10 protein-coding genes, 3 tRNA genes and 3 rRNA genes are annotated in these 22,620 nt (G+C 59.4%); 12 read left to right on the top strand and 4 right to left on the bottom strand.

Annotated features, from left to right (window positions below):
• Positions 1-54: 54 nt before the first annotated feature.
• Complete coding sequence (locus tag ABHF91_RS15905; protein ID WP_409421207.1) at positions 55-2,220, bottom strand: tRNA(Met) cytidine acetyltransferase TmcA; 2,166 nt, start codon at positions 2,218-2,220, stop codon at positions 55-57.
• A gap of 114 nt (positions 2,221-2,334) precedes the next feature.
• Here ABHF91_RS15905 and gmhB point away from each other — a divergent pair, with 114 nt between their 5' ends.
• The 7 genes from gmhB (at position 2,335) to ABHF91_RS15870 (ending at position 8,484) form a co-directional block, all read left to right on the top strand.
• Positions 2,335-2,895, top strand: a complete 561-nt coding sequence (gmhB, locus tag ABHF91_RS15900) for a D-glycero-beta-D-manno-heptose 1,7-bisphosphate 7-phosphatase (protein ID WP_409421206.1) — start codon at positions 2,335-2,337, stop codon at positions 2,893-2,895.
• A gap of 399 nt (positions 2,896-3,294) precedes the next feature.
• A 16S ribosomal RNA gene (locus ABHF91_RS15895) occupies positions 3,295-4,837 on the top strand.
• Between the two features lie 76 nt (positions 4,838-4,913).
• Positions 4,914-4,990: transfer RNA gene (locus ABHF91_RS15890), tRNA-Ile, on the top strand.
• A 6-nt stretch (positions 4,991-4,996) separates the two neighbouring features.
• A tRNA-Ala gene (locus ABHF91_RS15885) sits at positions 4,997-5,072 on the top strand.
• A gap of 211 nt (positions 5,073-5,283) precedes the next feature.
• A 23S ribosomal RNA gene (locus tag ABHF91_RS15880) occupies positions 5,284-8,172 on the top strand.
• A gap of 75 nt (positions 8,173-8,247) precedes the next feature.
• Positions 8,248-8,362: ribosomal RNA gene (gene rrf / locus ABHF91_RS15875) — 5S ribosomal RNA — on the top strand.
• The 16S, 23S and 5S rRNA genes sit together here with 3 tRNA genes alongside, the layout of an rRNA operon.
• Positions 8,363-8,408: 46 nt before the next feature.
• Positions 8,409-8,484, top strand: a tRNA-Thr gene (locus ABHF91_RS15870).
• A 70-nt stretch (positions 8,485-8,554) separates the two neighbouring features.
• Here the strand turns inward: ABHF91_RS15870 and ABHF91_RS15865 are convergent.
• Positions 8,555-9,724, bottom strand: a complete 1,170-nt coding sequence (locus tag ABHF91_RS15865) for a CinA family nicotinamide mononucleotide deamidase-related protein (protein ID WP_409421205.1) — start codon at positions 9,722-9,724, stop codon at positions 8,555-8,557.
• Between the two features lie 88 nt (positions 9,725-9,812).
• Positions 9,813-11,084, bottom strand: coding sequence for an HD-GYP domain-containing protein (locus ABHF91_RS15860; protein ID WP_409421204.1), 1,272 nt, complete (start codon positions 11,082-11,084; stop codon positions 9,813-9,815).
• Between the two features lie 158 nt (positions 11,085-11,242).
• On the opposite strand from ABHF91_RS15860, the gene metA reads away from it, so the two are divergent.
• Positions 11,243-12,160, top strand: a complete 918-nt coding sequence (metA, locus tag ABHF91_RS15855; RefSeq protein ID WP_409421203.1) for a homoserine O-succinyltransferase — start codon at positions 11,243-11,245, stop codon at positions 12,158-12,160.
• Here the strand turns inward: metA and ABHF91_RS15850 are convergent.
• Positions 12,157-12,498: an MGMT family protein gene (locus ABHF91_RS15850; protein WP_409421202.1), complete on the bottom strand. Its 342-nt coding sequence runs from the start codon at positions 12,496-12,498 to the stop codon at positions 12,157-12,159. The genes metA and ABHF91_RS15850 overlap by 4 nt on opposite strands.
• Before the next feature lie 144 nt (positions 12,499-12,642).
• Between ABHF91_RS15850 and metH the strand changes: the two genes are divergently transcribed.
• The 4 genes from metH to pulA all read left to right on the top strand — a co-directional run bounded on the left by metH (position 12,643) and on the right by pulA (position 22,565).
• Positions 12,643-16,359 (top strand): methionine synthase, encoded by a 3,717-nt coding sequence (metH, locus tag ABHF91_RS15845; protein ID WP_409423140.1) that lies wholly within the window; start codon positions 12,643-12,645, stop codon positions 16,357-16,359.
• A gap of 118 nt (positions 16,360-16,477) precedes the next feature.
• Positions 16,478-17,212, top strand: coding sequence for a hypothetical protein (locus ABHF91_RS15840; RefSeq protein ID WP_409421201.1), 735 nt, complete (start codon positions 16,478-16,480; stop codon positions 17,210-17,212).
• A gap of 284 nt (positions 17,213-17,496) precedes the next feature.
• Positions 17,497-17,958: a transcriptional regulator AsnC gene (gene asnC / locus ABHF91_RS15835; RefSeq protein WP_409421200.1), complete on the top strand. Its 462-nt coding sequence runs from the start codon at positions 17,497-17,499 to the stop codon at positions 17,956-17,958.
• A gap of 374 nt (positions 17,959-18,332) precedes the next feature.
• The gene (gene pulA / locus ABHF91_RS15830) at positions 18,333-22,565 is read left to right on the top strand and encodes a pullulanase-type alpha-1,6-glucosidase (RefSeq protein ID WP_409421199.1); all 4,233 of its coding nucleotides are present in this window, start codon (positions 18,333-18,335) and stop codon (positions 22,563-22,565) included.
• Positions 22,566-22,620 lie beyond the last annotated feature (55 nt).

Here is a 22,620-nt window from a genome sequence, read left to right as displayed (position 1 = left end):
GCTCCTCTCTGAACTGATGGCCTGAGTATAAAAAAGGGTGGTCGGCAAGGTATGTCAAACTGTGTCAGCGGCATGGGCTGGCATGCTTTGTGACAAAAAATCCTCGGTGAGGCGTTCCGGCACCCCGGCAGCGCGCAGGCTGGCACGTATTGCCTGTTGCAGGGCCTTCTGGCCGGTCCGCTGGCAAAGCGGCGCCAGGGATGACCAGGACTGGTATTGCCAAAGCCGGCCGACCAGCAGGCATTGGTCAAGATGCGGTAGTGTCTGCCAGTCTGCCCGGCGAACCTCGAGCCAACGCCGCAGGCTGGGCAGGGCATGATCCAGCGAGCGATGACCATGGGCGCAGTCGATCACATCCTGCCACTCCCAGCGCTGCAACGCTGGCGCCTGGCTGTGCCGCTCCAGCAGGGCCAACACCAGTGGCGGGGCCAGTACGCGCAAGGGGCCACTCAGCCAGTGGGGCAGCTGCTGCTGGAAGCGTTGATGCCAGGCGGGCAGAACCTGGCGGGCGGCGTCGGACAGGGGCTGCAGCAGCACGGCGGAGTGACTGCCGCTGGCAGCATCCCGGGACAGCCCCAGGCGCACCGGTTGCCAGCCTTCACGTCGCCAGAAGTGCAGCAGCTCGGGGGAGGCGGCAAAGGATGCCCCCAGCAGATCGTAACCTTGCTGGCGACAGTCGGCGGTGAGGGCGGCCAACAGCCGCTGGCCCAACCCCTGACGCTGACGGCTGGGATGGATGGCGATACGCATGATGCGGGCAAAGCGAAAGCCGGCCGCCTCGTCGATGCCGGCATGCGCCAACAGGGTTTGCGGCAGCAACTGGCCGCGGGGGCGGCGTTCGCCCCGGCGGATGGCACAAGCCAGTTCAGGCTCGATGGGGCCCTCGTCGCACAACAGGGCGACGCCCAGCCACTGCCGGCCCTGGCGCAGGCCATGGATGGTCAGCTCCGGGCTGTCCAGCAGGGTGCGCAGATCGCTGGGGCTGGTCTGATAGTGGGCCTGGATCAGCAGGCCAAACAGCTGACGCAGCAAGGCTTCATCCTCGGCCAGCTGGGCCTGGGTCAGCCGTTGCCATTCGATAGGCTCCTCGCTGGGTAGCGGATCCGGTTCGCTATGACCCAGCAACAGCAGGCGGTTGAGCAGGGGCTCGAGCGGATCGCCGGCATGCCAGCGTACCGGCTGGCTCAGGTGGCAGCGCTGCCAACCCGGATAATGACGCTGCAGATAGGGCTGCATGCGCAGGGCAAAGCCCTGACCCGAGCCTTCATAGCCGTGCAGCGTGGTGGCGAAGACCACGCGCGAATAGTGATGCAGCAGATCCTGCAGCAGCGGGGTGGGAATGGCCGCCGCCTCGTCGATCAGCAAGAGATCCGCCTCCGGCCGTTGCTCCAGCAGGGCATCCGGGCTGTAGAAGGCGAGCTGGCTGCTATTCCATACAATCGTCTCGCCCTGCTCGATGGCAGCGGGCAACAGGCGGTGCAACTGTACAAATACCTGGTCGGCCGCCTTGCGGGACGGCGCGCTTAACAGGATGCGATAACCGGGGCGTTGCAGCAGTTGGGCGGCCGCCAGCCCCAGCACGGTAGACTTGCCGCGCCCACGGTCCGCCTCAATCAGCAGGGGTCTATGGGCGTGGCCGCTGGCGCAGTGCAGCAGCGCCGTCAGGGCGGCCTGTTGATCATCGGTCGGTTGCAGCGCCTCGACGCGGCACCAGGGCGCCAGGGTCAGGGGCCAGGGTTCATCAGCATGCCAGCCGCTGCTCTGATCCCAGAGCCAAAGTTGAGGCTCGGCTTGCAGCAGCCGGGCTAATCGCGCCAGGAAGTGGCCCTGACAGCGTGATATCTCCTCCGGGCTGGCGACGAAGCGGCGCAGATCCGGGTCGGCAAACGACGGCCAGTTGGTTAGTGGTGGCATCATCAGGCAGAGCAGGCCGCCGGCGCGCAATGCGCCGGACACGGCGCCTAAGGCATCCGGGTGCAGGCCATCGAAGCCATTGAGCACCACATGGGGATACTCCTGCCCCAGCCAACGGGCCGGTTTATCCATGGCTTGTGGGACGAAGGGGGCCGGTGCGCTTCCCAGCCAGAGAGTGTCTGGGGGTAATAGTTCGCTCAGACGATGCTGACACCAGGCCGGCGAGCCGGTAAGCAGCAGCAGGCGACGTTCACCGCTGATGGCCAGGCGATCGCGCCAGGCAGACGGGGGAGGAGAAACCGGCATGACATTCCTATCTATAACGGATCGCTGTGGGCGCTCAGCATACGAGCAAAGCACAAGCCATCCAGGTCGGGCTTGCCTATAATGCGGCAAACTCAACGGTGATAGGAAATGACAGTGGCAAAAGTAGCGGTTTTTCTCGATCGGGATGGCGTCATCAACCAGGACACTGGCTATGTGAGTCAGGTGGATGACTTCCACTTTATCGATGGCGCCATCGAAGCGCTCCAGCTGTTGAAGAAGAAAGGCTATTGCCTGGTGGTGGTGACCAACCAGTCCGGCATCGCCCGGGGCTACTTCACCGAGGATGCGTTTATGCAGCTCACCGAGTGGATGGACTGGTCATTAGCCGATCGCGATGTGGATCTGGATGGTATCTACTATTGTCCGCATCATCCCGAGGCGACGGTCGAGGCCTACCGCCAGCAGTGCGACTGCCGCAAGCCCGCCCCCGGCATGCTGTTGGAGGCCGCCAAGCACCTTAAACTGGATATGGCTACCTCCTATCTGGTGGGAGACAAGCTTTCCGATCTGCAGGCGGGAAAGGCGGCTGGTGTGGGGCATCCCATGCTGGTAAAGAGCGGCCAGCCGTTAAGCGAGGAAGCCATAAGCCAAGCGGAGGCGATCTATGACGATCTGCTGGCCTTTGCCAAGGCGGTCCCCGCCATTTCCGGTTAATAATTCACCGGATTGTGGATATCTCTGTGAATAAGCCGTGTTTAGTCTGTGTTGTCTGATTTATAAGTGTTTTTTTGTGATTTTCGCCAAAAATCCCTTGCCAGGTTGGCCGAGGTCTCTATAATGCGCCCTCGTTGTCAGGGCACAGCCCGGCAGCAGAGGAAAGCGGCTGGCAAATAGCGCTTGACTCAAAATGGGAAGCGAGTAAGATGCGCATCCCACGATGCCGGTGAAACCGGGTCGAACCGCTCTTTAACAATTCAATTCAAGCAATCTGTGTGGGCACTCGCAGAGATTGAAGTCAATCGACAAAATTGATTTTCAATGTCTGATGAAGTGACCAAAGCGGATCGAAAGATCCAGCAACAGTTAATTCAGAATTCATTGAGCCAAAAACTTTAATTGAAGAGTTTGATCATGGCTCAGATTGAACGCTGGCGGCAGGCCTAACACATGCAAGTCGAACGGCAGCGGGGGGAAGCTTGCTTCCCCGCCGGCGAGTGGCGGACGGGTGAGTAATGCCTGGGGAGCTGCCCAATCGAGGGGGATACCAGTTGGAAACGACTGCTAATACCGCATACGCCCTGAGGGGGAAAGGTGGGGATCTTCGGACCTACCGCGATTGGATGCACCCAGGTGGGATTAGCTAGTTGGTGAGGTAACGGCTCACCAAGGCGACGATCTCTAGCTGGTCTGAGAGGATGACCAGCCACACTGGAACTGAGACACGGTCCAGACTCCTACGGGAGGCAGCAGTGGGGAATATTGCACAATGGGGGAAACCCTGATGCAGCCATGCCGCGTGTGTGAAGAAGGCCTTCGGGTTGTAAAGCACTTTCAGCAAGGAGGAAAGGGTGGGAGCTAATATCTTTCACCTGTGACGTTACTTGCAGAAGAAGCACCGGCTAACTCCGTGCCAGCAGCCGCGGTAATACGGAGGGTGCAAGCGTTAATCGGAATTACTGGGCGTAAAGCGCACGCAGGCGGTTGGATAAGTCAGATGTGAAAGCCCCGGGCTCAACCTGGGAACTGCATTTGAAACTGTCCGGCTAGAGTCTTGTAGAGGGGGGTAGAATTCCAGGTGTAGCGGTGAAATGCGTAGAGATCTGGAGGAATACCGGTGGCGAAGGCGGCCCCCTGGACAAAGACTGACGCTCAGGTGCGAAAGCGTGGGGAGCAAACAGGATTAGATACCCTGGTAGTCCACGCCGTAAACGATGTCAACTTGGAGTCTGTGCCGTATGAGCGTGGGCTCCGAAGCTAACGCGATAAGTTGACCGCCTGGGGAGTACGGCCGCAAGGTTAAAACTCAAATGAATTGACGGGGGCCCGCACAAGCGGTGGAGCATGTGGTTTAATTCGATGCAACGCGAAGAACCTTACCTAGCCTTGACATGTCTGGAATCCTGCAGAGATGCGGGAGTACCTTCGGGGATCAGAACACAGGTGCTGCATGGCTGTCGTCAGCTCGTGTCGTGAGATGTTGGGTTAAGTCCCGCAACGAGCGCAACCCTTGTCCTTTGTTGCCAGCACGTGATGGTGGGAACTCAAAGGAGACTGCCGGTGATAAACCGGAGGAAGGTGGGGATGACGTCAAGTCATCATGGCCCTTACGGCTAGGGCTACACACGTGCTACAATGGCGTATACAGAGGGCGGCAAGCTCGCGAGAGTAAGCGAATCCCAAAAAGTACGTCGTAGTCCGGATTGGAGTCTGCAACTCGACTCCATGAAGTCGGAATCGCTAGTAATCGCAAATCAGAATGTTGCGGTGAATACGTTCCCGGGCCTTGTACACACCGCCCGTCACACCATGGGAGTGGATTGCACCAGAAGTAGCTAGCTTAACCTTCGGGAGGGCGGTTACCACGGTGTGGTTCATGACTGGGGTGAAGTCGTAACAAGGTAACCGTAGGGGAACCTGCGGTTGGATCACCTCCTTATCTTGATGACGCAATGTCTGCTGAGTGACCACACAGATTGCCTGAATTGATATGTAAAGAGAGCACCCGTCGAAGTGGGTCTGTAGCTCAGGTGGTTAGAGCGCACCCCTGATAAGGGTGAGGTCGGTAGTTCGAGTCTACTCAGACCCACCACTTCTTGGGGCCATAGCTCAGCTGGGAGAGCGCCTGCTTTGCACGCAGGAGGTCTGCGGTTCGATCCCGCATGGCTCCACCATTCTCGACTGACCAAGAACGCAAACTCATATCCTGAAAAATCAGGCTATCGGTTTGATTTCTTAATGAAATCTGCTCTTTAACAATCTGGAAAGCTGATTCAAAAGTTCTAAATACTGTTACAAGTGTCTTGGAACTTCTTGGCGAAAACAAAGTTGTAACACAGTCCTTGTGTGCGACGTCGAGAGTCGAAAGACTTCTTGGGGTTGTATGGTTAAGCGACTAAGCGTACACGGTGGATGCCTAGGCAGTCAGAGGCGATGAAGGACGTGCTAACCTGCGAAAAGGGTTGGTGAGCTGGTAAGAAGCGTTATAGCCAACCATGTCCGAATGGGGAAACCCACTGAGTTTACTCAGTATCGCAACATGAATACATAGTGTTGCGAGGCGAACCGGGAGAAGTGAAACATCTCAGTACCCCGAGGAAAAGAAATCAACCGAGATTCCCTCAGTAGCGGCGAGCGAACGGGGAGCAGCCCTTAAGCGTTGATGGAGTTAGTGGAACGGTCCTGGAAAGGCCGACGATACAGGGTGATAGTCCCGTACACGAAAGCGACATCAGCGTGAAAACGAGTAGGGCGGGACACGTGATATCCTGTCTGAACATGGGGGGACCATCCTCCAAGGCTAAATACTACTGACTGACCGATAGTGAACCAGTACCGTGAGGGAAAGGCGAAAAGAACCCCTGTGAGGGGAGTGAAATAGAACCTGAAACCGTGTACGTACAAGCAGTGGGAGCCTCCTTGTGGGGTGACTGCGTACCTTTTGTATAATGGGTCAGCGAGTTACTTTCAGTGGCGAGGTTAACCGAATAGGGGAGCCGTAGGGAAACCGAGTCTTAACTGGGCGACTAGTCGCTGGGAGTAGACCCGAAACCGGGTGATCTAGCCATGGGCAGGTTGAAGGTGCCGTAACAGGTACTGGAGGACCGAACCCACTAACGTTGCAAAGTTAGGGGATGACTTGTGGCTAGGGGTGAAAGGCCAATCAAACTCGGTGATAGCTGGTTCTCCCCGAAAGCTATTTAGGTAGCGCCTCGGACGAATACTACTGGGGGTAGAGCACTGTTTGGACTAGGGGGTCATCCCGACTTACCAACTCCATGCAAACTCCGAATACCAGTAAGTACTATCCGGGAGACACACGGCGGGTGCTAACGTCCGTCGTGAAGAGGGAAACAACCCAGACCGCCGGCTAAGGTCCCAAAGTTCTGGTTAAGTGGGAAACGATGTGGGAAGGCTCAGACAGCTAGGATGTTGGCTTAGAAGCAGCCATCATTTAAAGAAAGCGTAATAGCTCACTAGTCGAGTCGGCCTGCGCGGAAGATGTAACGGGGCTCAAACCAGGCACCGAAGCCGCGGATTCAATCAATAGATTGAGTGGTAGGGGAGCGTTCTGTAAGTCTGCGAAGGTGTGTCGTAAGGCATGCTGGAGATATCAGAAGTGCGAATGCTGACGTAAGTAACGATAAAGGGGGTGAAAAGCCTCCTCGCCGGAAGACCAAGGGTTCCTGTCCAACGTTAATCGGGGCAGGGTGAGTCGGCCCCTAAGGCGAGGCTGAAAAGCGTAGTCGATGGGAAGCGGGTTAATATTCCCGTACTGGCTGTAACTGCGATGGGGGGACGGAGAAGGCTAAGCAAGCCAGGCGTTGGTTGTCCTGGTGAAAGGCGGTAGGCAGTGTATCCAGGCAAATCCGGAGACACAATGTCGAGACCCGAGACGAACCATCTACGGATGGGAAGTTGCTGATGCCACGCTTCCAGGAAAAGCCTCTAAGCTTCAGGTTACAGACAACCGTACCCCAAACCGACACAGGTGGTCGGGTAGAGAATACCAAGGCGCTTGAGAGAACTCGGGTGAAGGAACTAGGCAAAATAGTACCGTAACTTCGGGAGAAGGTACGCTGTTGTTGGTGAAGTGACTTGCTCACAGAGCTGATGGCAGCCGCAGTGACCAGGTGGCTGGGACTGTTTAACAAAAACACAGCACTCTGCAAACACGAAAGTGGACGTATAGGGTGTGACACCTGCCCGGTGCCGGAAGGTTAATTGATGGGGTTAGCGCAAGCGAAGCTCTTGATCGAAGCCCCGGTAAACGGCGGCCGTAACTATAACGGTCCTAAGGTAGCGAAATTCCTTGTCGGGTAAGTTCCGACCTGCACGAATGGTGTAACCATGGCCACGCTGTCTCCACCCGAGACTCAGTGAAATCGAAATCGCTGTGAAGATGCAGTGTACCCGCGGCTAGACGGAAAGACCCCGTGAACCTTTACTACAGCTTGACACTGAACATTGAACCTACTTGTGTAGGATAGGTGGGAGGCTTAGAAGCGATGACGCTAGTTGTCGTGGAGCCGACCTTGAAATACCACCCTGGTATGTTTGATGTTCTAACTTGGCCCCGTTATCCGGGGTGAGGACAGTGTCTGGTGGGTAGTTTGACTGGGGCGGTCTCCTCCCAAAGAGTAACGGAGGAGCACGAAGGTTGGCTAATCCTGGTCGGACATCAGGAGGTTAGTGCAATGGCATAAGCCAGCTTAACTGCGAGACGGACAGGTCGAGCAGGTGCGAAAGCAGGTCATAGTGATCCGGTGGTTCTGAATGGAAGGGCCATCGCTCAACGGATAAAAGGTACTCCGGGGATAACAGGCTGATACCGCCCAAGAGTTCATATCGACGGCGGTGTTTGGCACCTCGATGTCGGCTCATCACATCCTGGGGCTGAAGTTGGTCCCAAGGGTATGGCTGTTCGCCATTTAAAGTGGTACGCGAGCTGGGTTCAGAACGTCGTGAGACAGTTCGGTCCCTATCTGCCGTGGGCGTTGGATGATTGAAGGGAGTTGCTCCTAGTACGAGAGGACCGGAGTGAACGAACCTCTGGTGTTCGGGTTGTCATGCCAATGGCACTGCCCGGTAGCTAAGTTCGGAATCGATAACCGCTGAAAGCATCTAAGCGGGAAGCGAGCCCTGAGATGAGTCATCCCTGAGGTCTTGAACCTCCTAAAGGGCCGTCGAAGACTACGACGTTGATAGGTGGGGTGTGGAAGCGCAGTGATGCGTGGAGCTAACCCATACTAATTACCCGTGAGGCTTAACCATACAACACCCAAGGGGTCTTAGACCTTGTAGCGGTAGCCTTAGAACGAATTTCAGCTTTTCGGATTACGATTTATGCTTGGCGGCAATAGCGCAGTGGACCCACCTGTTCCCATGCCGAACACAGAAGTGAAACGCTGTAGCGCCGATGGTAGTGTGGCATTCGCCATGTGAGAGTAGGACACCGCCAGGCACCCAATTTTGATACCGGACGCTCCGGATATCGCACCAGATTGCGTGCTGATATGGCTCAGTTGGTAGAGCGCACCCTTGGTAAGGGTGAGGTCCCCAGTTCGACTCTGGGTATCAGCACCAGCATCATAAAGAAACCCCGCCTTGGCGGGGTTTTTGCTTTTCTGCTTTCTTCTTTTTTGTCCGTTCCTGCTTAGCCTAATAGCTTGCTTTGCCGCAGCTCACTGCGTTTGAGGGTCTGGTAGTCGCAGATGGCCGGTAGGGCCTGCAGATGGCGTTGCAGCATATGTAGGGCGGCAAAGCTGATGACGGTGGTGTGCAGCTGCTGATCCTGTAGGCCAATGTTCAGCGTCTGGGCCATCCCTTGCTGCCCATCCCAGAGGGCCAAGGGGATGCCGGCCTCACTGGCCCGCCCTACTGCCAGGTGTAAACCATCGTATTGCTGCAGCGTCTCAAGCAAGCCGACCGCGTTGGCGGGCAAGGGGCCGAAATGGGCTGTCATTTGGGGCAGCGCCGGGGCCAATTGTCGCAACAGCAAGCCCTGGCTGGCATCCTCATGCAACACTAAGGCGCGTGTACCCAGTCGCTGTTGCAGATCCATGGCCATCTGCCAATCGCCTTGCCCCACCAGGTAGGGTGCCAGGATCGGCAACAACTGTTGCTCTGCTTGGGCAAAGTCGGTCTTGTCAGCCTGTTGGCTGATGAGCTTGATCTCGATGAGCGGCATGGCGGAGCGGTAACCCAGCACGATATGGGGCGGCCAGCTCAGATTGTCTAATTGATCGCTCAGGGCTGACTCAGAGACACCAAAGGTGAAGTAGCGACGCACCTCTGTTCTGTGGCTCTGCTCCCCGGTCGCCAGCCTGGGCAGTATCTGCTCATCGACCATGCGGAAAAACTCGTTCGGCACGCCCGGAGTAAAGAAACAGCGGGCCCGGCCTATCTGCAGCGCAAAGCCGCAGGCGGTGCCTATGGGGTTGTCCAACTTAGTGGCGCCAGCGGGCAGCATCGCCTGCTTGCGGTTGCTGCTGGGCATGGGGCGGCCACGGCTGGCGTAACGCGCCTCCAGTTGAGCCAGCCAGGCGGTATCCAGTTCCAACCCGACACCGGCGGCCAGTGCCGCAGCCTCTGTGGTCTTATCGTCCGATGTCGGTCCCAGTCCCCCGTTGACGATGATGACATCGGCGAACTGGCTCCGCTCCTGCAGGATGGCGATAAGCTGCGCCAATTCATCACCGACCGTTTGGCGGCGCTGGACCTGCAGCCCCTGGGCCAGCAGGCGCTGGCATAACCAGGCGGCATTGCTGTCGACGATGAAGCCGGTGAGGACTTCATCCCCAGTGGTGATTACTTCGATATGCATGGTGGCCACCTCGTCAGAATGCCAAGCCAGAGGGTCCGGCTAAGTTAGCACGGCCTCGGCTAAGGCGAACAGGGGTAGCTTATGGATGTTACTGGTTGAGATTACTGGTGTAATCGATATAGAAGCTGATCCGGGTGCGGGGGTTGAGGTACTCGAACACGGGCTCCGGCAGCCGACTGGGCGCGATGACCTTGCCGATAGTCAGCCCGGCGTCCTCCAGATCGATGATGGCGGCCTCCTGGCGCGGGACCATGGGATCGTACAGCAACACGCTGGGGTAGAGCAGGCGTTTGGGATTGACCGACATCACCAGCCCCACCTGCCCATTGGATAACTGCACCACACTGCCCGGCGGGTAGATGCCGAGTTGCTTGACCAACAGCCCTATGTAGTCCTTATTGAGTTGCTTGGTTCTGTGTTTGAACAGATAGGAGAGCACCACATGGGGCACCCGCGCCTGGCCCTTCTGCTGGGGATGGCAGAGGGAGTCGTACTCGTCCACCATGGAAAGCATCTGGGTCAGCTTGTCTAACTTTTCCCCTTTCAAGCGCTCCGGGTAGCCTGAGCCGTCCAGCCGCTCATGGTGTTGATACACCAGTGTCTTGATCTCCGGGTTGCACTCCTTGACCAGATCCAGCAGATCCCGGCTGTAGCGGGGATGCTGGCGCATCAGGTTTTCTTCCGGTTTGGTCAGCGGCTCCATCTTGCGCAGTATCTGGCTGGGGATCTTGACCTTGCCGATATCGTGAAAGATGGCGCCCATGCCCAGCACCTTGATCTCCTGCTCGCTGAAGCCCGCCTCCTTGCCCAGCATCATGGCCAGAATGGCCACGTTGAGGGAGTGATAATAGATGGACTCCCCTTCCGGCATGTCGGACATCAGGTGCAGCACCATGTCGTCGGCATTGAGCAGCCTGCTCACCATGTCATCCACCAGCTCCTGGGCCTCGCGCATGGCGGTCAGGGGACGGTTCTGCAACTTGTTGATCAGGCTACGCATCTGGGTGAGAGAGCGCTCGAATGCCTTCTCGCTGCGCTGCAGGCTGCGGCGGTATTGCTTGAGTCGTTCGATACGATCGGCCTTATCGGCCCGCAGTCGGGCATCCAGATCGGCGACTTCATCATGGTTGATGCTGGACTCGGCCAGCTGTATCTCGGTGCCCATGGGTTTGGGGGGGGCGTCGGATTTGTGCGGGAAGATCACCACCTGCTTGAGCCCCAGGCTGCGGATAAGGTCTATCTGTTCCTGCGATTTGATCAGGAAGCTGGAGAAGAGAAAGGGGTGATCCTTCCAGTTGACCGGCAATTTTACGTAGTTGCCTACCTGCAGCCGATCAACGGAGATTTTTATGCCTGCCATCTAGTTACCGCTTTGAAGTGTCAGGGCTAATGCTAGTCAAAGGGGCTGGGGAAGGGAAGAGCGGGCGTGCGCGCCATCACAATGGATGACAGTGGCGGCGCCTTGGTGTAGATTTCTAGATGTCCAGACGTATTTACCGTTGTATTGAGGAGTGAGCCATGCCGATTCGCATTCCGGATAAGCTGCCGGCAGCCGGAGTTCTCAGCGAAGAGAATATTTTTGTCATGACAGAGACACGGGCCTTTCATCAGGACATCCGCCCCTTGCGGGTGCTGCTGCTGAACCTGATGCCCAAGAAGATCGAGACAGAAATCCAGCTGATGCGCATGCTCTCCAACTCCCCCTTGCAGGTGAACGTCGATCTGTTGCGTATCGATAATCGTGAGTCAAAGAACACGCCAACATCACACCTGGAGACCTTCTATCAGGACTTTGCTCAGGTGAAGCAGAATAAGTACGACGGCCTCATCATCACTGGCGCTCCGCTGGGCCTGGTGCAGTTCGACGATGTGGTGTACTGGGATACTCTGGTGGAGATCATCGAATGGTCACGCCACCATGTGACCTCCACCCTGTTCCTGTGCTGGGCGGCCCAGGCGGCACTCAAGGTGTTCTATGGGCTGGAGAAACAGACCCGGGATGTCAAACTCTCCGGGGTGTACGAGCATCGCCGCCTGGTGGAGTTGGATCCCCTGGTGCGGGGCTTCGACGACCACTTTCTGGCCCCGCACTCCCGCTACGCCAGTTTCGAGGGAGACTTTATCCGCGCCAACACGGATCTGCGGATCTTCGCCGAGTCCGACGAAGCCGGTGTCTATCTGGCGGTGAGCCCGGACTGTCGCCAGGTCTATGTCACGGGGCATCCCGAGTACGACGCCGACACCCTGCACAACGAATACCAGCGGGACGTGGGCTTGGGGCTGGCGCCGACCATGCCGGTCAACTACTACCCCAACAACGATGACGGCCAAGCGCCGCGCTCCAGCTGGCGCAGCCATGGCTACCTGCTGTTCTCCAACTGGCTGAACTATTACGTCTATCAGCTGACGCCGTTCGATCTGGGCAATCTTAGCTAGTCCGGCCAGCCATAACGGGCCAGATCCAGGGGGCTGTCTGCGGTGGCGGGCAGCCCCTCGGCCTGCAATAGGGTCAGCTGGCACTGCCGCGCCTCACCCTGCAGCGAGCTGAGGCCGAAACGATTGATCACGCGATGCCAAGGTAGCTGAGTGCCTTCAGGCAGGCGGCACAAGATCCCGCCCACCTGACGGGCGGCCCGGGGGGAGCCGGCCAGGCGCGCCACCTGGCCATAGGTGGTGATGCGACCATAGGGAATGGCCGCCACCACCTGATAGACCCGCTGGGCAAAGCGCTCCGGTGGGTTGAATGGTTCGGAAGGAGGGAATGACATGGACATCTTGCTATCATGCACAGAATATCGCCCATCCTGACAGCGGAGGGGCCGGCCTGTCCAGCCGGCACGACCGAAACCAACACGCATTCTGGGGCCAGGACGGCCCCGGGCATCCAGCAGTAAAAGAGGATTATCCAAGTGCCTACGATCCAACCGGCAACGTCTAGCCAGACCCTGCTTACTCACTGTCTGCAACAGCGCATCCTGCTGATCGACGGTGGCATGGGCACCATGATCCAGAGCTACGGGTTGCAGGAGGCCGACTACCGCGGTGAGCGCTTCGCCCACTGGCCCAGCGACCTGAAAGGCAACAACGACCTGCTGGTGCTCTCCAAGCCCCAGGTGATCCGGGAGATCCATGAGGCCTACCTGGCCGCTGGCGCCGACATCCTCGAGACCAACAGCTTCAACGCCACCCGCATCGCCATGGCCGATTATCACATGGAGGATCTCAGTGCCGAGATCAACCGTGAAGCGGCGCGGTTGGCCCGTCAGGTGGCGGATGAGTGGACCGCCAAGGACCCGGCCAAGCCGCGCTTTGTCGCCGGTATCCTGGGTCCCACCAACCGCACCTGCTCCATCTCGCCGGATGTGAATGACCCGGGGGCGCGCAACGTCACCTATGACGAGCTGGTGGCCGCCTACATGGAGTCCACTCAGGCGCTGATCGATGGCGGTGCCGACATCATCATGATCGAGACCATCTTCGATACCCTGAACGCCAAGGCGGCGGTGTTTGCGGTGGAGAGCGTGTTTGATGAGCTGGGGCTGCGTCTGCCGGTGATGATCTCCGGCACCATCACCGATGCCTCAGGCCGTACTCTCTCGGGCCAGACCACCGAGGCCTTCTACAACTCCCTGCGCCATGCCCAGCCCCTCTCCTTTGGCCTCAACTGCGCCCTTGGTCCCAAGGAGCTGCGCCAGTACGTGGAGGAGCTCGCCCGCATCAGCGAGACCTATGTCTCGGTGCACCCCAACGCCGGCCTGCCCAACGCCTTCGGCGGCTATGATCTGGAAGCCGACGAGATGGCGGTGCATATCCGCGAGTGGGCCGAGGCGGGCTTTCTCAACCTGGTGGGGGGCTGCTGTGGCACCACCCCGGCCCACATCGCCGCCATGGCCCAGGCGGTGGCCGGCTGTGCGCCCCGGGCGCTGCCGGATCTGCCGGTGGCCTGCCGTCTGGCCGGCTTGGAGCCCTTGACCATCAGCGCCGACTCCATGTTCATCAACGTGGGGGAGCGCACCAACGTCACCGGCTCGGCCAAGTTCAAGCGGCTCATCAAGGAAGAGAACTACGACGAGGCCCTGGATATCGCCCGTCAGCAGGTAGAGAACGGCGCCCAGATCATCGACATCAACATGGACGAAGGCATGCTGGATGCCGAGGCCTGCATGGTGCGCTTCCTGAACCTCATCGCCTCCGAGCCGGATATCTGCAAGGTGCCCATCATGGTGGACTCCTCCAAGTGGGAGGTGATGGAATCTGGGCTCAAGTGCATTCAGGGCAAACCCATCGTCAACTCCATCTCCATGAAGGAGGGGGTGGAGAAGTTTATCGCCCAGGCCAAGCTGGTGCGCCGCTACGGCGCCGCCGTCATCGTCATGGCGTTTGACGAGCAGGGCCAGGCTGACACCCGGGCGCGCAAGTTCGAGATCTGCCAGCGGGCCTACCGCATCCTGGTGGACCAGGTGGGCTTCCCGCCGGAAGACATCATCTTCGACCCCAACATCTTCGCGGTGGCCACCGGCATCGACGAACACAACAACTACGCCATGGACTTCATCGAGGCGGTGAAGGACATCAAGGATCACCTGCCCCACGCCATGATCTCCGGCGGTGTCTCCAACGTCTCCTTCTCGTTCCGCGGCAACGAGCCGGTGCGCGAGGCGATACACTCGGTCTTCCTCTACTACGCCATCCAGAACGGCATGGACATGGGGATCGTCAACGCCGGTCAATTGGCCATCTACGAGGACATCCCGGCCGAACTCAAGGCCAAGGTGGAGGCGGTGGTGCGCAACACCCACCCCGGTGCCACAGAAGAGCTGCTGGCCATCGCCGAGCAGTACCGTGGCGGCGGTGCCCAGCAGGTGGTGGATCCCAAGGAGCAGGAGTGGCGCAGCTGGCCGGTAGCCAAGCGGCTCGAACACGCCCTGGTCAAGGGCATCACCGACTTCATCGACGAGGATACCGAGGAGGCGCGGGCTCAGGCAGCGCGGCCCATCGAGGTGATCGAAGGGCCGCTGATGGCCGGCATGAACGTGGTGGGCGATCTGTTTGGCGCCGGCAAGATGTTCCTGCCCCAGGTGGTGAAGTCGGCGCGGGTGATGAAGCGGGCCGTGGCCTACCTGCAGCCCTATATCGAGCAGGAAAAATCCGGCGGCAAGAGCAACGGCAAGATCGTCATGGCCACGGTGAAGGGCGACGTGCACGACATCGGCAAGAACATCGTCGGCGTGGTGCTGCAGTGCAACAACTTCGAGATCATCGATCTGGGCGTCATGGTGCCCTGCGAGAAGATCTTGCAGACCGCCCGCGAGCAAAACGCCGACATGATTGGCCTCTCTGGCCTCATCACGCCGTCGCTGGACGAGATGGTGCATGTGGCCAAGGAGATGCAGCGGCAGGGCTTTACCATACCGCTGCTCATCGGCGGTGCCACCACCTCCAAGGCCCATACCGCGGTGAAGATAGAGCAGAATTACCAAGAGCCTGTGGTCTATGTCTCCAACGCCAGTCGCGCTGTAGGGGTGGCCCAGAGCCTGCTGTCGACCGAGCTCAAGCCGGCTTTTGCCGAGCGGCTAAGCCGCGAGTACGAGACGGTGCGGGAGCAGCATGCCCGCAAGCAGCCCCGAACCAAGGCGGTGTCACTGGCCGAAGCCCGCGCCAACGCCTGGTCCTGCGACTGGGCGGCCTACCAGCCGCCCAAGCCGGCGCAACCCGGCATCCATGTGCTGCGCAAGGTGGCCATTGCCACCCTGCGCAACTACATCGACTGGACCCCCTTCTTCCTCAGCTGGGAGCTGGCGGGCAAGTTCCCGCGCATCCTGGAGGATGAGGTGGTGGGCGAGGAGGCCAAGCGCCTGTATGCCGATGCCAACGCCATGCTGGATCGCCTGGAGGGCAGCGGCGAGGTGGAGGTGACCGGCATGCTGGGCCTCTTCCCGGCCAACCGGGTCGGCGATGACATCGAGGTCTACACCGACGAGTCGCGCAGCCAGGTCAAACAGGTGCTGCGCGGTCTGCGCCAACAGACCGACAAGGTCAGCCAGGCCCGCGATGGCAAGGTGTTCCCCAACTACTGTCTGTCTGACTTCGTGGCACCCAAGGAGAGCGGCGTGGCCGACTGGATCGGCGCCTTCGCGGTGAGCGGCGGCTTTGGCGAGGCCGAGATCGCCGAGGCCTACAAGGCGGCGGGGGATGATTACAACGCCATCCTGCTGCAGGCGGTGTGTGATCGGTTGGCCGAGGCGTTTGCCGAGTACCTGCATGAGCGGGTGCGCAAGGAGTATTGGGGCTATGCGCCGGACGAGGCGCTGACCAACGACGAGCTGATCCGCGAGAACTACCGCGGCATCCGTCCGGCGCCGGGCTACCCGGCCTGCCCGGAGCACACCGAGAAGGGGGCGCTGTGGCAGCTGCTGGGGGTAGAGGAGGCCATCGGCATGAAGCTGACTGAGTCCTATGCCATGTGGCCGGCGGCGGCGGTGTCCGGCTGGTACTTCAGCCACCCGGACGCCAAGTACTTCGCCGTGGCGGGCATCCAGGCCGATCAGGTCAAGGATTATGCCGAGCGCAAGGGCATGCGCCTCGACGAGGCGGAGCGCTGGCTGGCGCCCAATCTGGGCTATCAGCCGGAATAACTGCATAGGGCGCCGCCGGCGCCCTTTTTGTTAGCTGGCCCGCAAAGCCTGGCCGAGAGGGCTGGTTTTGCCCTGGGGCCCGGCCATAATGCCTGCCCCGCCTCACTGGAGAAGTCCCATGTCCCTGCGTGCCCTTGCCCTCTTGCTGGGTTGCCTGACCGTCACCGCCTTGCCGGCCACCGAGGTGGCGCCGCCCACCGCCGAGCAGGAATACCACGCCCTGGCCAGCCAGTTCATGGATCTCTCCTTGCACCAGTCGCCGCTGGCCTACCTGAGCCTGGTGACCGAGCCCGTGCTGCAAGATAGCGGCGACGCTCAGTTTCAGCATCTCTCCGGCCTGCTCAAGCCCAGGGTGCCGGCGGATCCGGTGGCGACCCTGCTCTATGCCGGGCTGCTCAGCGCCCAGGCCCACAAGCCCATGATGCAGCTGTCGCCGGACGGCCAACTCAACGCGGCGCAGCTGGCCCAGTGGCCGACGCTGATGGCCGATCCCCTGCTCAAGGAGTCCTTCGCGCTGCTGGATACCCTGTGCCAGCAGCAGAACCTGCAGGCCTGCCTGGTCTGGTTCCAGGCCCTCAACGAGCAAGGGGTGCCCGTGCTGATGGGGCAGGACGAGGCGGCCCGCCAGGCGTTCCTGCGGACCATGGCGGCGCCGGAGGCCCAGGTGCGGCAGGTGGCCATCCTGAATTACGCCCAGCAGGCGTCGCCGAGCCTGGCCCGGTTCATCGCCAGCCTGTATGAGCGGGGCCTGCTACCCCTGCCAGTGGAGATGGCCAAGGCGTTGGGCTTTGAGCGCGATGCGGACAAGGCGGCGCAGTGGCAGCGCAAGGCCGAGCAGCTGATGGCCGAGTAAGGCGGAAATAAGGTAGAAAAAAGAACAGCCGTCACAAGACGGCTGGTAAAAGAGGAATGATGGGTCACTCAACGTGGGTGGAGCGAATGGCCCGGGATTCAGTGCCAAGTCCCGACGAGCTCCTGATCGTCGGAAGCGCGGAAGGCTCCGCGGCTGAAAACGAGGCGATCATCAGCATTTTTGGCATTTTGTTCAATAGATGATAATAAATTCCCCGCCTTTGCTTTTTTTTGTTTAATCTTATCCGGATTATTTTGTCGTTTATTTATTTATGAGGCTGAAAAATGGCCGCTCATTATCAGATCGATGATCTGGACCGCCAGATCCTCGCCGCCCTGGTGGACAATGCCCGAACGCCCTATGCCGAGTTGGCCAAGCTCAATGGTGTCAGCCCGGCCACCATCCATGTGCGGGTGGAGAAGCTCAAGCAGGCGGGGATCATCACGGGCGCCCAGATCACCCTGGACCCCCAGGCCCTGGGTTTCGATGTCTGCTGCTTTATCGGCATCAACCTCAAGAGTGCCAAGGATTATGGCCGGGCCATTGCGCAGCTAAATGGTCTGCCGGAGGTGACGGAGGCCCATTACACCACGGGGCACTACAACATCTTCATCAAGGTGCGCACTCGCTCCATCGAAGAGCTGCACCAGCTGCTGATCAACCGTATCCAGTCCATCGATGAAATCCAGTCCACCGAGACCCTGATCTCGTTAAGTAGTCCCATTCAGCGCCAGATCTCCCTCTAAACGCCAACCGGCCAGGCAGAAAATATGGATTTTTCTGCTGCTGCCTCTGGTTTTGCCTCTGTCGTGAAAACGCTATCGGGTCGTTATTTCTGAAATGGAATTACGGATTGCGGCGACAAGATTTGAAATCGCTTTCAAATCTTTGCATATGCTTAACCTCACAAAAAAATGTCAACCAATGTTAAGCAGTGCTAAGTGGGCTCAATTTTCCCGATGGATCACAAATTTACTGTCTCCCCACTCTTTATATTCCGCGCCGCAAGACCTGCATTCGCAGTTTTCGCGGCATAAAACGAGAGGCGGAAAATGTTGTTTCCGACTTTCAGATAACAAACCGGCGTTGTTCTGGAATATGACTAAACAAAGGAAATAGTATGGACTTACGATTCAAACGGCTTGCGCTGCTGGTGATGCCCAGTGTCGTGGCACTGTCCATGAGTGGCTGTGTCTTCGACTCTGACAGCACGACGACAACCACAGGGACGACCTTCACGGAAGACAGCGTGTTCACTTACTCGGCGGCTAATCTGCCCGATGACACTGTGCCAGATACCAGCGATGCCACGCCGGATGACGCCAATACCCTGCGTCTTTACCTGGTGGATCCGGACCTGAGCACCTCCTCCTCCACGACCGCCACCGCGGCCACCAGCACCACCTACTCCACCTACAACCTGTACATGTGGAACGACAGCACCTGTTCCGGCCTGGCCGTGGCAGATGATGATGGGCAACAGGTGGATGGCACCGGCGGTGAAGATGATGCCGACTGGAGCAGCACCCTCAACACCCCCACCGGCTATGACGATTATGGTCCCTACTGGGATATCAAGCTGGCGGATGATGCCCTGACCACCGACGGTTCCTGTGTCAGCGTAATCATGCGGGATGGCACCAGCAAGCTGCTGGGCGACGACAACACCATCATCACCCTGGCGGATTATTCTGACCGGACCGTCTCGGTGCGGGAGGGCGACGGTACCCTGTATGACGCCAAGCAGGATGCCTACGACGCCTGGAAGGCCAACTACTCCGCCGACATGTTCACCGATGCGGCGGCGCACCTGATCGATGCGTCTACCCTGGTGTGGGATGACGATAACCTGTCGGATGCCGCGTTTGTCCGTCTGTACTACTCCGCCAATGGCGGCACCATCTCGGCGGATGACGATGGTCAGGTGACCGACTCCTTCATCAAGCTGACCGCCACCGAGCTGACCGACGAGCAGAAGGCGGCCTTCCCCCATCTGTCCGGTTACCAGGCCTTCAGCCTGCCCAGCGGGGTGACGGCCGATACCGTCAAGGACGTGCTGAAGAATCAGGTGGCCGCCGTGGCGCTGGATAGCGAAGGGACCCTGCTGGCCGGTACCTATGTGCAGACCGCCGGCGCCCTGGATGATCTGTATGCCGATGCGGCCACCGAGCTGAGCTATGGTGCCCAGGTGTCCGATGATGGCGTGACCTTCCGCCTGTGGGCCCCCACCGCCACCTCCGTCAGCCTGGTGATCTACGACGAGGATAAGAGCGTCGTCTCCACCAATGCGATGACCCTGGATAGCGACTCCGGTTCCTGGTCCTACAGCGGTGACACCACCTTGGTGGGCAAGTATTACCGCTATGCCATCACCGTCTATCACCCGGCCGATCAGGCCTGGCACAGCTACGAGGTGACCGATCCCTACTCCCTGAGCCTGTCCATGAACTCCGAGTACAGCCAGGTGGTGGATCTGGACTCAGACGCCCTCAAGCCCGATGGTTGGGATAGCCTGGAGGCGCCCCATGCCCAGACCGACGAGGCCGATCTGGCCAAGATGGTGGTGCATGAGGCCCATGTGCGGGATCTCACCGCCTTCGACACCGGCATCGATGCCGACGAGCGTGGTAAGTATCTGGCGCTGACCGACGACAATTCCCTGGCGGTCAAGCACCTCAAGGAACTGTCTGCCGCCGGTGTAACCCACCTGGAACTGTTGCCGGTGTTTGACATCGCCTCGGTGGATGAAGATCCGGATCAGGTGGCCAACCTGAACGACAGCTTCAGCCACCTGTGTGAAGTCAACAGCGAAGTGGCCGCCAGTGACTTCTCCGGCTATTGCACCAGCGACAGCACGGTCGCCGAGGTGCTGGGGTCCCTGGATAAGGACACCAAGGAAGTTCAGACCCTGAACCTGATGATCGCCGATACCGACTCCTACAACTGGGGTTATGATCCCTTCCACTACACCACCCCGGAAGGCTCCTATGCCACCGATGCGGACGGTACCACCCGTATCCTCGAGTTCCGCAAGATGGTCAAGGCCATCAAGGAAGACATCGGCATGAACGTGGTGATGGACGTGGTCTACAACCACACCAATGCCGCCGGTGCCAGTGACGACACCTCAGTGCTGGATAAGATTGTCCCCTGGTACTACCAGCGCCTGGACGAAACCACGGGTGATGTGGAAAGTGCCACCTGCTGCTCCGACTCCGCGCCGGAACACGCCATGTTCGCCAAGTTGATGGAAGACTCCCTGCTCACCTGGACCCAGGAGTACAAGATCGACGCCTTCCGCTTCGACCTCATGGGGTACATTCCCAAGACGGTGATGGTGGATGCCCTGGCCAAGGCCAAGGCCGTCGACTCCGAGATGTACTTCTTCGGTGAGGGTTGGGATTCCAGCCAGGATGACCGTTTCACCATGGCTTCCCAGCTGAACCTGGCCGGCACCGGCATAGGTACCTTCTCCGACCGGCTGCGTGATGCCGTGCGGGGCGGTGGCCCCTTCGATTCCGGCAGCTCCATCCGTCAGAACCAGGGCTTCGGCAACGGGGCCTATGTCCTGCCCAACGAAGAGGATGCCATGACCCAGGATGACGCCCGTCACCTGGCGGATCTGACCCGTCTGGGGATGGCCGGTAACCTGCAGGACTATGTGCTGGTGGATTACGAGGGTACCCCCAAGGTGGGTTCCGACTTCGATTACAACGGGGTGGCCGCCGGTTACGCCCAGGATCCCATCGAAGTGCAGAACTACGTGTCCAAGCACGACAACCAGACCATCTTCGACATCATCGCCTACAAGGCGTCCACCGATGCCGATATGGCCACCCGGGTGCGGATGCAGGGCCTCTCCCTGGCCACCGTGCTGCTGGGGCAGGGGATTGCGTTTGACCAACAAGGTTCCGAACTGCTGCGTTCCAAGTCGTTCGAGCGGGACTCCTACAACTCAGGCGACTGGTACAACAAGGTCGACTACACCATGCAGACCAACAACTACGACGTTGGCCTGCCGCGCTACGACAAGGATGGTGATAACTACTCCCTGATCGCCTCGATCAAGGACGTGGTGGGCGCACCGGGTGCCACCGAGATTGCCGAGATGGACAGCTTCTACAAGGAACTGGCCAGCCTGCGTCAATCCTCCCCGCTGTTTACCCTGGGGACCGGCTCAGAAGTCATGAACCGGGTGGACTTCCGTAACGTGGGTAGCGACCAGATCGACGGCCTGATCGCCATGACCATAGATGACGGTACCGGCCAGACCGATCTGGACGAGAACTACGACGGCATAGTGGTGTTGGTGAATGCCTCCGGCAGCAGCCAGACCATAGGTGACTTCAAGGACGGCGACGGCAATGCCATCACTCTGTCCGGCTATGAGCAGAGCAGCATCCAGACCGCACTGGGCTCCGCGTCCATCGGTTATGGTGCCAGCTTCTCCGACGGTGAATTCACCGTGCCGGCCTGGTCTGTCGCCGTGTTCGTCAAGGCGCAGGGTGATGCCCAGGGCACAGGTCTGCCAGTCTCCAAGAAGCAGGACATGAGCACGGTTGAACCCTACGACGTAGACGTTTACGCCATGGGTAACCAGGACATCTTCGGTAACTGGAGCGCTTCCGACGCCAATCAGTTCACCTTCACTGGGGCGGACTACAGCTACACCCTGTCGGTTGAGGTGACGGATGACATGCTCTCCGATGACGGTGCCGAGTTGAAGGTGGCCGATTCCAGCTGGTCTACCGTCAACTTCGGTATCTGCAGCGATGGCGACACCCTGGAGGGCGGGACTACCCTGACCCTGTGCTCCGGTGGCAACAACATCCCTGTGCCGTTGGAGAAGGCGGGTACCTATACCTTCACCTTCAAGGTGGCGAGCTCCAGCAGCCCGACCCTGACCCTGGCGATTGCCGAAGAAGCCGAGGCCTGTACCCTGTTGGATGATTCCAGTGAAACGCCGACCCTGGGTGATACTGCCCTGGCCTTGCGTGGTTCACACTCCTCCTGGGCGTGGGATTCCAGCTACCAGCTGACCTACAAGGGCAATGGCATCTATGAAGCGGCCATCTCCGGCGTGGATCTGTCCGGTGGCTTCAAGATCGCCTCCAACACTGATGATTGGGATCCGCAGTTCTTCGCAACCTCAGGTGGCGAGCTGGTGACCGACATGCAGCCGGATGTGGTGTATGAGGCCTACGGTCGCTTTGGGGGTGAGGGGTCCGATCCGGGCAACAACACCATGACCCTGGATGACGGCACCTGGCTGTTCCGCCTGGCGCTGGATACCTCGGAAGACATGTCCGGTGCGGGTGTGAAGGGGACCTTCGACGTCTGCCAGCTGGATTAAAAACTGACACTATCTACGACCTTCCCAGGTCAAACCGCTCGCCTCACGCGAGCGG

This window comes from Pseudaeromonas aegiceratis (assembly GCF_046254905.1).
Taxonomy (GTDB): Bacteria; Pseudomonadota; Gammaproteobacteria; order Enterobacterales; family Aeromonadaceae; genus Pseudaeromonas; species Pseudaeromonas aegiceratis.
The sequence above is the reverse complement of the archived record's forward strand: the minus strand, read 5'-3'. Positions and strand labels throughout refer to the sequence as shown.